Source organism: Achromobacter sp. 10T422, assembly GCF_056394065.1.
In genome coordinates, this window is the sequence record NZ_JBFTHD010000008.1 from 80,079 (window position 1) to 94,789 (window position 14,711).

General features: G+C 62.4%; 17 protein-coding genes and 2 tRNA genes. 12 read left to right on the forward strand and 7 right to left on the reverse strand.

Going from position 1 to position 14,711, the window contains the following annotated elements; genetic code table 11:
* Positions 1–27: 27 nt before the first annotated feature.
* The 5 genes from AC1DB0_RS21940 (at position 28) to AC1DB0_RS21960 (ending at position 2,501) form a co-directional block, all read left to right on the forward strand.
* Positions 28–1,038 (forward strand): GlxA family transcriptional regulator, encoded by a 1,011-nt coding sequence (locus AC1DB0_RS21940; protein ID WP_054424510.1) that lies wholly within the window; start codon positions 28–30, stop codon positions 1,036–1,038.
* Between the two features lie 217 nt (positions 1,039–1,255).
* Positions 1,256–1,331: transfer RNA gene (locus AC1DB0_RS21945), tRNA-Gly, on the forward strand.
* A gap of 55 nt (positions 1,332–1,386) precedes the next feature.
* A tRNA-Cys gene (locus AC1DB0_RS21950) sits at positions 1,387–1,460 on the forward strand.
* A gap of 110 nt (positions 1,461–1,570) precedes the next feature.
* Positions 1,571–1,888: a hypothetical protein gene (locus AC1DB0_RS21955; protein ID WP_254600667.1), complete on the forward strand. Its 318-nt coding sequence runs from the start codon at positions 1,571–1,573 to the stop codon at positions 1,886–1,888.
* A gap of 1 nt (position 1,889) precedes the next feature.
* Complete coding sequence (locus AC1DB0_RS21960) at positions 1,890–2,501, forward strand: DUF2946 family protein (RefSeq protein ID WP_476757791.1); 612 nt, start codon at positions 1,890–1,892, stop codon at positions 2,499–2,501.
* A gap of 7 nt (positions 2,502–2,508) precedes the next feature.
* Here the strand turns inward: AC1DB0_RS21960 and AC1DB0_RS21965 are convergent, their stop codons facing one another.
* Positions 2,509–2,973, reverse strand: a complete 465-nt coding sequence (locus tag AC1DB0_RS21965; RefSeq protein WP_175170824.1) for a nuclear transport factor 2 family protein — start codon at positions 2,971–2,973, stop codon at positions 2,509–2,511.
* Positions 2,974–3,071: 98 nt separating this feature from the next.
* A complete protein-coding gene (locus tag AC1DB0_RS21970) occupies positions 3,072–3,473 on the reverse strand; it encodes a DoxX family protein (RefSeq protein ID WP_050447291.1) in 402 nt (133 codons plus the stop codon).
* Between the two features lie 133 nt (positions 3,474–3,606).
* Between AC1DB0_RS21970 and AC1DB0_RS21975 the strand changes: the two genes are divergently transcribed.
* From AC1DB0_RS21975 to AC1DB0_RS21995, 5 genes are all read left to right on the forward strand, one after another.
* Positions 3,607–4,539, forward strand: coding sequence for a LysR family transcriptional regulator (locus AC1DB0_RS21975; protein ID WP_054424520.1), 933 nt, complete (start codon positions 3,607–3,609; stop codon positions 4,537–4,539).
* A gap of 10 nt (positions 4,540–4,549) precedes the next feature.
* Positions 4,550–5,131, forward strand: coding sequence for an NUDIX hydrolase (locus tag AC1DB0_RS21980; RefSeq protein ID WP_054424522.1), 582 nt, complete (start codon positions 4,550–4,552; stop codon positions 5,129–5,131).
* Positions 5,128–5,901 (forward strand): leucyl/phenylalanyl-tRNA--protein transferase, encoded by a 774-nt coding sequence (aat, locus tag AC1DB0_RS21985; RefSeq protein ID WP_476757792.1) that lies wholly within the window; start codon positions 5,128–5,130, stop codon positions 5,899–5,901. The genes AC1DB0_RS21980 and aat overlap by 4 nt, the downstream gene beginning before the upstream one ends.
* Before the next feature lie 39 nt (positions 5,902–5,940).
* Entirely contained in the window at positions 5,941–6,675 is a 735-nt protein-coding gene (locus AC1DB0_RS21990; protein WP_476758737.1) for an arginyltransferase, read from the forward strand.
* 75 nt (positions 6,676–6,750) lie between these two features.
* Entirely contained in the window at positions 6,751–7,794 is a 1,044-nt protein-coding gene (locus AC1DB0_RS21995; RefSeq protein WP_054424528.1) for a quinone-dependent dihydroorotate dehydrogenase, read from the forward strand.
* A 116-nt stretch (positions 7,795–7,910) separates the two neighbouring features.
* Here AC1DB0_RS21995 and AC1DB0_RS22000 read toward each other — a convergent pair whose 3' ends face one another.
* Positions 7,911–8,489, reverse strand: a complete 579-nt coding sequence (locus tag AC1DB0_RS22000; RefSeq protein WP_054424530.1) for a phasin family protein — start codon at positions 8,487–8,489, stop codon at positions 7,911–7,913.
* A 382-nt stretch (positions 8,490–8,871) separates the two neighbouring features.
* On the opposite strand from AC1DB0_RS22000, the gene AC1DB0_RS22005 reads away from it, so the two are divergent.
* Positions 8,872–9,849, forward strand: coding sequence for a tripartite tricarboxylate transporter substrate binding protein BugD (locus tag AC1DB0_RS22005; protein ID WP_054424531.1), 978 nt, complete (start codon positions 8,872–8,874; stop codon positions 9,847–9,849).
* A 71-nt stretch (positions 9,850–9,920) separates the two neighbouring features.
* Here AC1DB0_RS22005 and AC1DB0_RS22010 read toward each other — a convergent pair whose 3' ends face one another.
* The 3 genes from AC1DB0_RS22010 to AC1DB0_RS22020 form a co-directional block, all read right to left on the reverse strand.
* Positions 9,921–10,784, reverse strand: a complete 864-nt coding sequence (locus AC1DB0_RS22010; protein WP_054424533.1) for an IclR family transcriptional regulator — start codon at positions 10,782–10,784, stop codon at positions 9,921–9,923.
* 156 nt (positions 10,785–10,940) lie between these two features.
* The gene (locus tag AC1DB0_RS22015; protein ID WP_054424535.1) at positions 10,941–11,756 is read right to left on the reverse strand and encodes a competence/damage-inducible protein A; all 816 of its coding nucleotides are present in this window, start codon (positions 11,754–11,756) and stop codon (positions 10,941–10,943) included.
* A gap of 34 nt (positions 11,757–11,790) precedes the next feature.
* Positions 11,791–12,600 carry an EI24 domain-containing protein gene (locus AC1DB0_RS22020; RefSeq protein ID WP_054424537.1) on the reverse strand — a complete coding sequence of 270 codons (810 nt, stop codon included), beginning with the start codon at positions 12,598–12,600 and terminating at the stop codon, positions 11,791–11,793.
* Positions 12,601–12,663: 63 nt separating this feature from the next.
* Between AC1DB0_RS22020 and AC1DB0_RS22025 the strand changes: the two genes are divergently transcribed.
* Positions 12,664–13,047, forward strand: coding sequence for a thioredoxin family protein (locus tag AC1DB0_RS22025; RefSeq protein ID WP_054424539.1), 384 nt, complete (start codon positions 12,664–12,666; stop codon positions 13,045–13,047).
* A 109-nt stretch (positions 13,048–13,156) separates the two neighbouring features.
* Here the strand turns inward: AC1DB0_RS22025 and AC1DB0_RS22030 are convergent, their stop codons facing one another.
* A complete protein-coding gene (locus AC1DB0_RS22030; protein ID WP_156336652.1) occupies positions 13,157–14,650 on the reverse strand; it encodes a DEAD/DEAH box helicase in 1,494 nt (497 codons plus the stop codon).
* Positions 14,651–14,711 lie beyond the last annotated feature (61 nt).

Here is a 14,711-nt window from a genome sequence, read left to right on the forward strand (position 1 = left end):
TCGGAATTCCGAACAAGGAGCGTGGTCATGATTACCCGTCCGACGGGCCCGGATCGTCAGCGTCTCAGGCATTTCGGCTTCCTGCCTTTGCCGCACTTCACCATGCTGTCTTTCTCGACCGCGATCGAAGTGCTGCGCATGGCCAATCACCTGTTGGGCGTGCCGTATTACCGCTGGTCGGTCGTCAGTCCGGCAGGCGGACCGGCAATGGCCAGCAATGGGCTGTCGGTGCACGCCACGCCGCTTGATGACACGGATTTGCCCGATGCGGTCTTTGTGTGCGGCGGCACACGCTTGAACCCGCAGACCGATCAGGCCATCTTGAATTGGCTGCGTGATGTGGCTGCGCGGCACATCACGCTTGGCAGCTTGTGCACAGGCACCTATACGCTAATGAAGGCGGGCTTGCTGGATGGCTACCTCTGCGCAAGTCATTGGGAAGATATGGAAACGCTGCGCCGCGAATTTCCCGGCTGCCGGCTGTCCGAAGACCTGTTCGTGATCGACCGAGATCGCATCACCTGCACGGGCGGCACCGCGCCGCTGGACATGATGCTGAACCTGGTGGGAGAGTCCGCCGGGCCCGCCATCGTGGCCTCCATCGCCAACCAGTTCACCATCGAACATGTGCGCGACCACAAAGACAAGCAGCGCCTGCCGATGTCGATCCGCATGCCGGCGGCGCATCCGGCCTTGGCCGAAGTGATCGCGCTGATGGAGGTGAACTTGAAAGAACCGCTGTCGCTGGATGAACTGGCGAACCTGTCGGGCGCGTCCCAGCGCCAGTTGCAACGGCTGTTTCGCGAGCACCTGGACACCACCCCCAAGCAGCATTACCTGAGCTTGCGGCTGCGGCACGCCCGCGCGCTATTGCGGCAGACGCCCATGTCGATCATGAGCATCACGTCGGCCTGCGGGTTTCAATCAGCCTGCCACTTCAGCAAGTCGTATCGTGCGGTCTATGGCGCGGCGCCCAGTTCAGAGCGGCGCAATCCGCAGCCCATGGAACATTTTCACTACGGGGCAAGCCCGCCATAAGGCGATGGGCGCGTCACGCTGATCCATGGGCGTGGCTTTTTTCAACACGCTTTTCGCCCCCTCTACACAAGCCCAAAATTCTGTGTATAATCGCTGTCTTTGGTGGAGACGGCCTAGCGGGAAATGTCCCGAAGTCCTCATCAAAAAAAGCAGAAATAGCGTGCAGAGATGCATGCAGTACTAGATAACACCAAGCCTAGTACGACGGTAGTACCCTGCGGGAGTAGCTCAGTTGGTAGAGCGCAACCTTGCCAAGGTTGAGGTCGCGAGTTCGAGACTCGTCTCCCGCTCCAAATACAAAAAGGAAGCAACGGCCAACACCGCGCTTCCTTTTTTCTTGCAAGTGCTGGCGCAATGGCAGAGTGGTTATGCAGCGGATTGCAAATCCGTGTACGTCGGTTCGATTCCGGCTTGCGCCTCCAGCATCTTTTCCCCCTCCCCCCGTATTTCCCGCGCATCTGGTTACGCATCCCTACGCGCTGTCAATCGAATGATTGCTATGGTGACGCCGTTTTCAATTAACGTCGATCCTATGCACCGCATTCTGAAATCCCGTGCCTGTTCCCCGTTGCTTGCCCTGTCGACCGCGGCATTGATGTCGCTTGCGCCGATGGCGGCCGAGGCTGATTCCGACCGGCACCATCACCGCCACGGACGCGAGTACAAAGAGAAGTACTGGGACGGCGCGTGCAAGGTCGAACGCAAGTGGAAGCGCAACGGCGAATACACGGAAAAGCGCAAATGCCGCGATGACTATCGCGGCGGCTACTACGCGCCGCCGCAGGTCGTGATGCCCATGGCGGCGCCGGCCATCATCATCAACCCTCCCCCCATCATCATTCGCCCCTGACATGGATCAATCGGTGAAGGACGCAATCGCCCGCTGGCCCAATGTGCCGGCCGTGTATGGCTGGCTGTCGCTGGACGGGCGCGGCCGGTGGCGCCTGCACCCCCAGGGCCAGGCGGCACAAGGCGGCGCGGGCGAGTCCATCACCAATACCCAGATCCTGGATTTCATCAATCGCAATTACGAACACGATGAGACGGGCCGCTGGTATTTTCAGAATGGGCCGCAGCGGGTATTTGTGCGGCTGGATGGCGCGCCGTATGTGCTGCGCCTGAGCGACAACAACCAAGGCCTGCTGACGCACACGGATGTGACGGTGGCCGGGGTCGGCCACTGGTGGCTGGACGACGCGGGCCAGTTGTACGCAACAACGCCCGCCGGTGCGGGCATCGTGATGGACCGCGACCTGCCCGCGCTGCTGGAACGGCTGGTGACGGAAAGCGGCGCGCCATTGCTGGACACCTTGGCCGATCTGGCGCCCGCGCAACGCATCACCGTGTCGTGGCCGGGCGTGTATGCCGCCGCCCCTTTAGAGGCAATCACCAGGCAGGACGTTGCGCAGCGCCTGGAGTTCGACGCCAACCCCAGCGCCAACCCCAGCGCCACGCCAGACTAGGCCCGCCTTAGAACATGCCGTTGGTATTGGCGGATTGCTCGGGGATGGGCTGCACGGCATCCCAGTGTTCGACGATCTTGCCTTGCTCCAGACGGAAGATGTCGATGATGGCATTGCCCCGCGTGCCGGGTTCACGCACCGCATGCACATGCAGGATCACGTAGTCGCCATCAGTAAAAACTCGCTTGATCTCGCTGTGCGACTTCGGAAATTTGTCGCGCAAATAGGCGACGAACTTGCGAAAGCCCTCGGGGCCGTCGGCCGCGTTCGGGTTGTGCTGCACATAGCGTTCGCCCACGTATTTCAGTGCGGCGTCGGCATCCTTCTGATTCAACCCCTTCTCATAGAACGCCAGCACGGCTGCCTTGTTGGCGGCTTCTTGCTCGGGCGAGGCCTGTGCAGCGGGCGACAGGGCCGCGGCGAACAACAGCGCGCCCACGGCGCGCTTGGCGAAGGTCATCGGAAACAGCATGGGAACTCCTGAATGAATAAGGGCGGGCGGGTCATTCTATGACCCGCCCGCCCCGGCAACCACGACCGCAACGGTTAACAGTCTGGTGCGCGCGGCGCTCAGCCGCGGCCGCTCTTGACCAGGGCGAACTTGCCGTCACCCAGCAGCACCAGCACGGCGGCGGCCACGGTCAGGAAAATGGGATATTCCCAGCCACCGCCGGCATTGCCAAAACCCCAGCCGTTGCCAAAGTGAACGGTCGACGCCACGAACAATTGCACCACGGCGATCGCGGCTACCCAACGCGGCACGATACCCAGAATCAGCAACACGCCTGCGCCCACTTCAAAAAACGTGACCGGGTAAGCCAGCCAGCCGGCAAAGCCGATCTTGGCGAAGAACTGCGCGGTGCCGGGCAGCGTGAAGACCAACAGCTTGGTCAGGCCGTGGGCCAGGAACATGACGCCCAGCGCCACACGCAACAGCAGCGCGGCATAAGGCGCGGTACGGGTATCGATCATTGCACTCTCCTTCGAGCGAGTTTCGGGAATCGCCCAAAACGGGAAGATTCTTCATGGCCGCTATTCTTGCGATTCCAAAAACAAAGATAAACATGCAGAATTGCAAATTATTGTTCCCCGATAGGAAACAATCTTGGATACGCACACCGCCATGCAGACCTACGCAAAGGTCGTAGAACTGGGCTCATTCGCGGCCGCGGCCGACAAGATGGGCCACGCCCGATCCGTGGTGACGCGTCAGATCGCCTACCTGGAACAGAAGTACGGCGTGCGCCTGCTGAACCGCACAACACGCAAGCTCAGCATGACCGACGCCGGCCGTGCGTTCTATGAACGGGTGCGGCCGATCCTGGCGGAAGTGGCGGATCTGGAACTGTCGCTACAAGCCGAAGGCCAGCGCCCCAGCGGCCGCCTGCGGGTCAGCGCGCCGGTGTCGTTCGGCATCCTGCACCTGGGCCCGGCCATTGCCGAATACCTGCAGCGTTACCCGGACGTCATCATCGACCTGGACCTGAACGACCGGGTGGTCGATCTGGTGGAAGACGGGTACGACGTCGCGGTGCGCATCGGCCCGCTGCTGGATTCGTCTCTGGTGGCGCGCCCGTTGGCGGCGCAGCAACTGCTGGTTTGCGCCGCGCCCGCCTACCTGAAGCGCCACGGCACGCCACAAACCCCCGAAGACTTGAAGCAGCACCGCTGCCTGCATTACGCCTACGCCAGTACTGGCAATGAATGGCATTTCGAGAAGGATGGGGTGACGCATTTGGTGCGTGTGAACGCGGCCCTGCGCGCGAACAATGGCGACGTGCTGCGCACCGCCTCGCTGGCCGGACACGGCATCATCCTGCAGCCCGAATTCCTGGTGGGCGACGACATCCGCGCGGGCCGGCTGATCGCCCTGCTGACCGACTACGCACACACCCCGATCTCGATGTACGCCATTTACCCCCACCGGCGGTTCCTGTCGCCCAAGGTGAGGTCGTTTGTTGAACACCTGGAAGAGCGCTTCGGCAGCCCGGCCCCGGCGTCGCCAGCCAGACGCGCCAGTCCCCGCCGCAGCCGTTAGAATCGTACCCATGACCGCCAAACCGTCCATCGAATACTTCCCCGTTCCCCGCCGTTCGCTGTTTTGCACTCAGTGCGGCACCCCCCTGAACCGCCGGGTGCCGGAAGGCGACAACCGTGAACGCGACATCTGTGATCACTGCGGCGCCATTCACTATCAGAACCCGCGATTGGTGGTCGGCACGGTGCCGGTTTGGGAAAACCGCGTGCTGCTGTGCCGGCGTGCCATCGAGCCGCGCTACAACACCTGGACGCTGCCAGCGGGTTTCATGGAGCTGGGTGAAAGCACGGCGCAGGGCGCGGCCCGCGAAACGCTGGAAGAATCCGGCGCGCGCATTCAGCTGGGCGAGCTCTATACCTTGATCGACCTGCCGCAGATTGATCAGGTGCATGTGTTCTATCTGGCCCAGGCGCTGGGGCCCGAACTGGACCCCGGCCCTGAAAGCCTGGAGGCCCGCTGGTACGAAGAGTCTGAAATTCCCTGGGATGATCTGGCGTTCCGCACGGTGACAACCACGCTGCGCCACTACTTCGACGACCGCAAGCAAGGCGTCTTCGTCCCCCATCACTACACCCTAGAATCGCACCGTTGAAGCTGCCCTGGCTTGCCGCCGACACCCCGTTTCCGCCAGCGGAATTCGCGCTGACGGAACCTGACGGCCTGCTCGCCGCGGGCGCGGACCTGTCCCCGGAACGCTTGATCCAGGCGTACTCGAACGGCATCTTCCCCTGGTATTCCGAGGGCGAACCGGTGCTGTGGTGGAGCCCCGATCCGCGTATGGTTCTGGCCATTGAAGACTTTTCGCCATCCCATTCGCTGCGCAAGCTGCTGCGCCAGATCGCCAGCCAGGAATATATGGCGTCGCCCCGCGTGCAGGTGCGCGTTGACACCGTGTTCCCGCAGGTGATGGCGCAATGCGCCGCCCCGCGCGACGGCCAGCCCGGCACGTGGATCACGTCCGCCATGCAGCAGGCGTATGCCGAATGGCATCGGGCGGGCTATGTGCACAGCATTGAAACCTGGATCGACGGCGAGCTTGCGGGCGGACTTTACGGCATCAGCCTGGGCCGCATGTTTTTCGGGGAATCCATGTTCACCCGCGCGCCAAACGCCTCGAAGATCGCGCTGGCCTACCTGGTGCGCTATCTGGCCACCCACGGCGTGGAACGTATCGATTGCCAGCAGCAGACGCGCCATCTGGCCAGCCTGGGCGCGCGTCCGATCTCGCGAGCGCGTTTTTTACAGCATGTGCGCCAGGTCACGTCGCAACCCCCCATTCCCTGGGCGCGCGGCGTGCTGGACAGCACGGGCCGGCTGTTACCCGACGCCACATTTGACGCCGACTTCGGCGTTAATATGTAGCATCCATCGCCGACGTACCCGCGCGATGCGCAACTCCCCATGAGCCAGCTCAAAGAACTTCCCTTCTCCACGCTGCAGTTCTACGCAACCGCCCCCTACCCTTGCAGCTATCTGCCAGGTCGCCAGGCTCGGTCGCAGGTGGCCGCGCCCGGCCATCTGATCAACGCGGGCACGTATTCACAGCTGGTCGAACAAGGTTTTCGCCGTAGCGGGCTGTTCACCTACCGTCCCCATTGCGATAACTGCCGCGCCTGTGTGCCCGTGCGTGTGGATACGGCAGGCTTCGCGCCCAACCGCAGCCAGCGTCGCGCCTGGCGCGACCATCAACATCTGCAGTCCTTCGTGGCCGAACTGGCCTGGTCGCCCGAGCACTACCGGCTCTATACGCGCTATCAGCAGGGCCGGCATCCGGGCGGCGGCATGGACGAAGACAGCCGCACGCAGTACGCGCAGTTCCTGCTGACCAGCCGCGTGAACACCCGGCTGGTGGAATTCCGCGATGCCGAAGGCGTGCTGATGATGGTGTCCATCATCGATGTGCTGGATGACGGGCTGTCGTCCGTCTACACCTTCTACGATCCCGATGTGGAGGGCAGTCTTGGCACCTACAGCATCCKGTGGCAGATCGAACAATGCCGCACGCTGAACCTGCCCTGGCTGTATCTGGGCTACTGGATCGCAGACAGCCGCAAGATGTCCTATAAGTCCAGCTTTCACCCCGCGCAATTCCTCGTCGACGGCGAATGGCGCGACCAGCACGATCCGTCCCTCTGATTTATCCCCCGTTGCGTTCCCGCGCGCCTGCGACTGCCCGCTAGGCCGGCGAAATTCGCTCTACAATTCCGCCCCATGTCTATCCTCTTCCACGCCTATCCCCTGGCCCGCCCGGCGTTGTTCGCCATGGACGCGGAAACCGCCCACGAAGTTACGCTCTCGGGCCTGCAACGCGCTTATGAATGCGGCGCCACGCGCAAGCTCATGCATGCGCAGCCCAAAGCGCCTTGCACGCTGATGGGCATGCAACTGGCCAACCCCATCGGGCTGGCGGCGGGGCTGGACAAGAACGGCGCGTATATCGACGCGCTGGGCAATCTGGGTTTTGGTTTCATTGAAGTCGGCACGGTGACGCCGCGTGCGCAGCCCGGCAACCCGAAGCCGCGCATGTTCCGCCTGCCGCGCGCCAATGCGCTGATCAACCGGCTGGGGTTCAACAATCAGGGCCTGGATGCCTTTCTGGCGAACGTGCAGCGCAGCCAGTGGCGCAAGCAAGGCGGGATTCTGGGTTTGAATATCGGCAAGAACGCCGATACGCCGATTGAACGCGCCGCCGATGATTACCTGATAGGCCTGGAAGGCGTGTATCCCCATGCCGACTACGTGACGGTGAATATTTCGTCGCCCAACACCAAGAACCTGCGGGCCTTGCAAAGCGGCGATGAATTGTCGGCGCTGCTGGCGCAGTTGGCCGACAAGCGCCGTGCGCTGGAAGATCAGCACCAGCGCCGCGTGCCGATGGCGGTGAAAATTGCCCCCGATCTCACGCAAGAACAAATCGACGCCATCGCCGACACGCTGCCGCGCCATGGTATTGATGGCGTCATCGCCACCAACACGACGCTGTCGCGCGATGCCGTCACGGGCCAGGCGCACGCGGACGAGGCCGGCGGCCTGTCGGGCGCGCCGGTGCATGAATTGTCGTTGAAGGTGATCCGCCGCCTGAAGGAACAACTGGGCAACAGCCTGGCCATTATTGGCGTGGGCGGCGTGATGTCGGGCCAACAGGCTCGCGAGAAAATGGCCGCAGGCGCCGACGCCGTGCAGCTGTATACGGGGTTGATCTACCGCGGCCCGGCCCTGGTGGGCGAGTGCGTGAACGCCGTACAGAAGCGATAGCAAATCAAGCAGCCAAAAAAAAGAGGCCACCCGGTGGGTGGCCCTAATTCCAGCTCTGCTCTGTCACTCAACAGTACTACATTACTGCGGTTTGCGCAGCATCGCGCGCCAAAAACTTAGGCGGTGCGACGGCTACGGCTGGCAACCTTGGTGGCGGCATCGGCGGCATCCGTTGCAGCCTTGAAGGTCGCGTTGGCGGCGGCATTCAGGTTCGATTCGGCCACTTCAGCAGCCTGCTTGGCGGCCTTGGTCACGGAATCGTAGGCGCTGTTGGCGGTGGCCAACGAGGACTTGATCAGGGCAACGGCGCTTTCGGAACCGGCCGGCGCGTTCTTGGAGAACTGGTCGACGGCTTCGCTCAGCTGTTGCTGGCTTTCGGCGATCTGTTCTTCGGTCAGCTTGACCAGGTTGCCTTGCACGCCGGCAACGATGTCATACACGTGCTTGGTGTAAGCCATGGCCTTTTCGGCGCCCGGTTGCAGCAGGCCCGATGCGAACGCAGCGGCTTCTTGCGGATCTTTCACTTCAGAGGCTTGCTGCGAGCGCTGGGCGACTTCGTCCAGCGTGGCGCGCACGACCTTCATATTCAGTTCAACCAGCTTTTCAAAGCCAGCGAAAACAGCGGATTGGGCGGCCACGAAAGTGTTGATGCTGGCCTTCTGGCGGTCCAGAACTTGTTGCGGAATTGCGCTCATAGAATGCTCCTTTAGGGGTAGCCGGAAGCTTCCGGCAAGTCAGGATGGTTGTCTGCGACGAAAAATAAAAACGTGCGCGGAAACTGGTACTACAAGCTACCGCCGGCCCGTTTGATGCACTGCACAATTCACATTCTAGACTGGCAGATTTTCTTGTCAAGCAGTTTTTGTGCAACGCAACAAGTATTTGCACTTTAACGGTGCAGGCCCCTGCACGCCTTCGATCCAGAACAAGAATTTCCCATGATTCGGGAAATACCGGACATGACGGCGTATCAATTCTTTTCTACACTGCTTTCACGCTGATGACAGATAAAACAAACCATAAGTCAGCGGCATAAAACTAAATCGCAGCAAGCAAAACCCTGCAATTGGAGACTTCATGACCCTCATCCCCCGCACGCTTTCGGCCCTGCTCGCGGCCAGCGCCATGCTCGCCACTGGCGCCGCCCAAGCGGAATATCCGGAACGCCCCATCAATATGGTGGTGCCATTCGCCGCAGGCGGTCCGACCGACAACGTCGCCCGCTCGCTGGCGGAAGCCATGCGGCCGAGCTTGGGCCAGACGGTTGTGGTGGAAAACAAGGGCGGTGCCGGCGGCACCATCGGCACGACGCAAGTCGCCCGCGCCCAGCCGGACGGCTATTCCATCCTGCTGATGCACGCCGGCTTCTCCACTGCGCCGTCGTTGTACAAGAATCCCGGCTACGACCCTTACAAGAGCTTCGAGCCCATCGGCCTGGTGGTTGACGTGCCCATGACCATCATCGCGCGCTCGGACTTCCCGCCCAACAACATCAAGGAACTGGCCGAGTACGTCAAGGCGAACAAGGACAAGGTCTCGCTGGCCAATGCCGGCATCGGCGCCGCCAGCCATCTGTGCGGCACCATGCTCGTGGAAGCGCTGGGCGTGCAATTGCTGACCATCCCGTACAAGGGCACCGCCCCCGCCATGAACGATCTGCTGGGCAAGCAGGTCGACCTGATGTGCGACCAAACCACCAACACCACGCAGCAGATCGACAGCGGCAAGGTCAAGGCCTACGCCGTGACCAGCCTGCAACGCGTCCCCACGCTGCCCAAGCTGCCGACGATGGACGAGTCCGGCTACAAGGGCTTCGAAGTGGGGATCTGGCACGGAATGTGGGTGCCGAAGGGTACGCCCAAGCCGGTCGTGGACAAGCTGGTCAAGAGCCTGCAAGCCGGCCTGGCCGACCCCAAGTTCCAGGAACGCATGAAGCAGCTGGGCGCCACCGTGCTGACCAATGAAGCCAACCCGCAAGGGCTGGAAGCCAAGGTGAAGCAGCAAGTGCCGCAGTGGGCCGAGCTCTTCAAGAAGGCAGGTGTCGAACAGCAATAATGCGGTTCGAATAAAGCGCTGTCTGCCTACGAAAAAAGCCCCTTGCGGGGCTTTTTTTGCGCCTGCACGCGCTAGGGACGCAAGGCTTCCGCCGCCATGCCTAACCCATTGAAACCAGTGGAGACCGAGGGTTCGTAACCCAATGCTTCGGAAATGCTGGCGGCGGTATCCACCAGCGCCTTGATCCAGTCATCCTGCAAGCGTTCTGCCGGCGCCGAGATCGACAGACCCGCCACCAGCTTGCCGGTGTCGTCAAAAATGCCGGCCGCAATGCATCGCACGCCCAGCTCAAGTTCTTCGTTGTCGCGCGCATAGCCATGGCGGCGCACCAGCGCCAGCTCGCGTTCCAGGCGGTCCAGATCCGTCAGGCTGTTGCGGGTGTGGCCCGCCAGGCCGGTGCGCAACGCATAGGCGCGAACCTGGCGCGCGTCGCCGGTGGACAGGAACAGCTTGCCGGTGGACGTCAAATGCAACGGCGCCCGTCCGCCAATGGCGCGCACCACCTGCATCCCCGAGCGCTCGCTCCAGGCGCGGTCGATGTAGACGATTTCGTCGCCTTGCTGCACCGACAGGTTGATCGTTTGCCCGGTCAGCTTGTGCAGCGAACGCATGGCCGAAATGGCCGCTTCGCGCACGTTCAGCCGCCCCTTTACCAACGACCCCAGCTCCAGCAAGCGCATGCCCAGCTGATACAGGCCGTTGTCGACGCGCTCGACATACCGGCCGACGACCAGATCGTTAAGAATGCGGTGGGCGGTGGAAGCGTGCAGTCCCGTGGTCGCGGACAATTCCTTGAGCGTGACAGGGTCCTGCTGCGCAGCCAGGGCATCAAGCAGGCGCATGGCGCGCTCGATGACCTGAATGGCGATGGGATGACCGGACGCGCCTTCGGTCTCGGCGTCCAGGGGATTGCGGGGTGTCGAAAGACGGGGCATAGGGGGAGGTTGGGCTCGCGCCGCGCCGCCGAAAAAAACCGGCCTTGCGGCAACGCAGCAAACAGTTCTTTCCCGTATTGTGAAATTTACCGCGCCATTTGGCAATGGGTTTTTCATCTATAAACGGGGCCGCCCCCCGTTTATAGATGGTCAATCTCAGGCCGCAGCCGGGGGCGCGAGCTTTCCGCCCAGACGCAGCACTTCCGCACGCAAGAACTCCAGCGCCTCGGCGGCAGCGGCCGGTTCGCCCTTGACGCCCAGCTCAATATGCGGGGTGCCTCCCGCTTCACCAACGCTGGGCAAGCTGAAGGCGCGCACGTCCGGCCAGCGGGTTTCGACACTGATCATCGCGGGCGTGATGCGCGATTCCGGCATGCTGAACACCAGGAAAGAATGCTCGACATGGGCCCGCACATGCTGCAGTGCACGATAGCGGGTGTCGAGCGTCCATTCCAACATTGGCCACGCCATGACGGGAAAGCCCGGCACGAAGGTGTGGTCCTGGATGAAGAAGCCGGGAATGCGGTTGTACGGATTCGGCACGATTTCGCAGCCCTGCGGAAACATGCCCATCTGCAAGCGCTGCTGGTTTTCCGGCGCGCTCATGTCGGCGGTTCCCTGCCCTTTGGCGGCCATTTCGGACGTGCGCAGCGCAATCGCCGCTTCGGCTTCCGGATGCAAGGCCAGCGGCAAACCCAGTGCGGCCGCGGCGGCCTGGCGGGTATGGTCGTCAGGCGTGCCACCAATGCCGCCGCAAGAGAACACAACGTCGCCCTTGGCGAAGCTGCGCTGGTAGGCGGCCACCAGCGTGTCGCGTTCGTCGGGCAGGAATTCGGCCCAGCTCAGATGCATGCCGCGCGCGCTCAGCAGCTCGACGACTTTGGAAAAATGCTTGTCCTGACGGCGGCCCGACAGGATTTCATCCCCGACGATGATGAGGCCAATGCGACGGGCGGCGGATTCAGCGGCCATGTCCAGTTCCAGAGGGTAAGAGGGAAGACGCCGGTCAGACGTCGATAACGCGGTCCTGGCGCAAGCGCTTGAGCGCTTCCAGTCCGTAATGCGCGTAGACCAGCGCGGAAAACACCGGCAGGATAATCCACGCGGGCGGCAACAAATTCAATAGCGAACAGATCAGGCCGATGGTCCAGAAGCCGCCGTTGTTGCGTTCCAGGATCAGCTTGCGTTCGGCCGGGCTGGCGTGTTCGACGATGGCGTCCACGCGCATCATGCGAGAGAACGCGAACGCCCACCAGAAGATCGACAGCACAATCGCCATGGGCGGCACCAGCCACAGCGGCAGCGTCAGCAGCCAGCCGGCCGCAAAGGCGGCCGATACCCAGACCGCATTCCATACGCTGACCGCCGTCGAGTATTTTCCTTTGCGGCCCACGCTGGCGTATTCGCGTTGCCCCACATGGCGCAGCACCAGCGGCATCACGAAGACCGCGGCAATCGCCAACCCCAGCACGCCGGATACCGGCAGCAAAATGGCACAGGCAAGAAGGGGAATCAGATAGACCTTGAGCGAAAACAGCCCCATGGCCAGCATCCAGTCTTCTGCGCGATTCAGCATGTCGACGCGCGAAATCTGGGCGCCCAGCCATTCAACCAGCGGCGTCCAGAAAAAATACAAAAGCAGCAGCGCGCCCACCAGCGCAATCAGAAAAGGCAGCAGCACCGCGAACAACATCGTCGGGTGGCATTGGGACACCAGCGCGCGCTTGAATGCCTGGCCCACGCTGACGGCGCCGGCCCCGGCGGTGGAAAAACGGCCGTTGTCGGGCGAGGCGGAATCAGTGCGCAAGGCGGTCATGGGAACGGAAAAATGGGGTGGACATCCCGGGTATGATAGTCAAACACGCCCTGATCTGCTCACATGTCTCTACTCGTACCCGGCACTGACCTGGCCGCCCTGCGCACACGGCTGGGCGCAACCCCCAACACCTGGCTCGTCGCCTGTTTCTGCGCCGCATGGTGCGACACCTGCGAGCAATACAAGCCCAAACTGCAAGCGCTGGCAGATACGTTGCCGCAACACGTCTTCGCATGGATCGACATCGAAGACCACGCCGAACTGCTGGGTGATGAGGATGTTGAAAACTTCCCCACCCTGCTCGTGCAGATCGGGTCGCGCGTGGTGTTCTACGGGCCCATGCTGCCGCACATCGGCCATCTGGAAAGACTGCTGGACAGCGTGAACGAGAACAGCCCGGCCATCGCCACCGAACTGCCGGATCTGCCGAAGCTGCTGGCCGCCTGAGCGCACGCCGCTGCGTGAGGCCGCGTCGCCTTCAAGCAACAACCTTCAAGCAATAAAAAACCCGCAAGGCCATTCGGCGTTGCGGGTTTTTACATGCCTGACAAAGCAATCAGGGCTTGCGCGAACCGCCCAACAGCACGGCCACCTGGCGCTTGGGCGCCGACGAGGAATTGCCGTCGTTCTTGGGCGCCTGATCTTCCGCCTGGGTACTGGCCGACGAGGACGGCTCGTAAGGCTTCAGGAAGAAATCATCCACGGGCTGGCGCGGGCCGCTGGACGTGTAGCCCGAACGGCGATCCGACGAGCGGCCGCCACGATCGCCACGATCGCCACGGCTTTCACGGCCGCCATCGCGGCCTTCGCGCGACGACGAACTGGGGCGCTCTTCGCTGCGGCGATGGCTGCGCGCCACGGCGTCGGCGGGCAGGTCCAGCGTGCCGCGCGGCACTTCGCGCTTGATCAGCTTTTCAATGTCGAGCAGGAAGCGCTCTTCGTCGGGCGTGAACAGCGCAATGGCTTCGCCCGATGCGCCCGCACGGCCGGTACGGCCAATACGGTGCACGTAATCTTCAGCGTTGTACGGCAGGTCATAGTTGATGACGCAAGGCACGCCGGCCACGTCCAGGCCGCGCGCGGCGACGTCGGTAGCAACCAGCACTTCCAGGTCGCCGGCCTTGAAGGCTTCCAGCGCCTTCATGCGGTCAGCCTGGGTCTTGTCGCCGTGGATCGATTCGGCTTTGACGCCGTCGCGTTCCAAATCACGCGCCAGACGCGCTGTGCCAATCTTCGTGTTCGAAAACACGATGACCTGCTTCAAGCCCCGCGACTTCACCAGATGCACGACGGCGGCGCGCTTGGCGTCGCTCGACATCTTGTAGGCGATTTGAGTAATGTTCGTGGCGGTGGCGTTGCGCGCCGCGACTTCAATCTCGACGGGCTGGTTCAGATACGAACGGCCGAGCTTGCGGATCTCGTTGCTGAACGTGGCCGAAAACAGCAGGCCCTGACGCTGCGCGGGCAGCAGGCGGATGATGCGTTCCAGATCCGGCAGGAAACCCATGTCGAGCATGCGGTCCGCTTCGTCCAGCACCAGAATGCCAACCTGGCTCAGGTTCACGTTCTTTTGTTCAACGTGGTCCAGCAAGCGGCCGGGGGTGGCGACCAGCACTTCGCAACCGCGGCGCAGCGCTTCTTTTTGCGGGCCGATATCCACGCCGCCAAACACCACCGCAGAACGCAGCGGCGTTTGCTTGCTGTAGCGCTTGACGCTTTCGAACACCTGATCGGCCAGTTCACGCGTGGGCGTGAGGATCAGTGCGCGCACCGGATGGCGGGCGGGCGATGCGCTGGTGTTGGCCAGCGGCATCAGGCGATGCAGGATCGGCACCGTGAACGCGGCAGTCTTGCCGGTACCCGTCTGAGCGGCGCCCATGACGTCGCGCCCTTCCACCACAACAGGAATGGCTTGCGCCTGAATGGGGGTTGGCGTGGTGTAGCCGGTTTCAACGATGGACTGCAACAACAGAGGGTGCAGTCCGAAATCGGCAAACGTCGGCGCGGGCGCGTCGGCGGCAGGTGCTACGGATTGAATGGATTCAGTCATCAGGGTTTGGCAGATACCGGGACCAGTGAAAAAGAACAAAACGAGAGTGCTACATGCACTG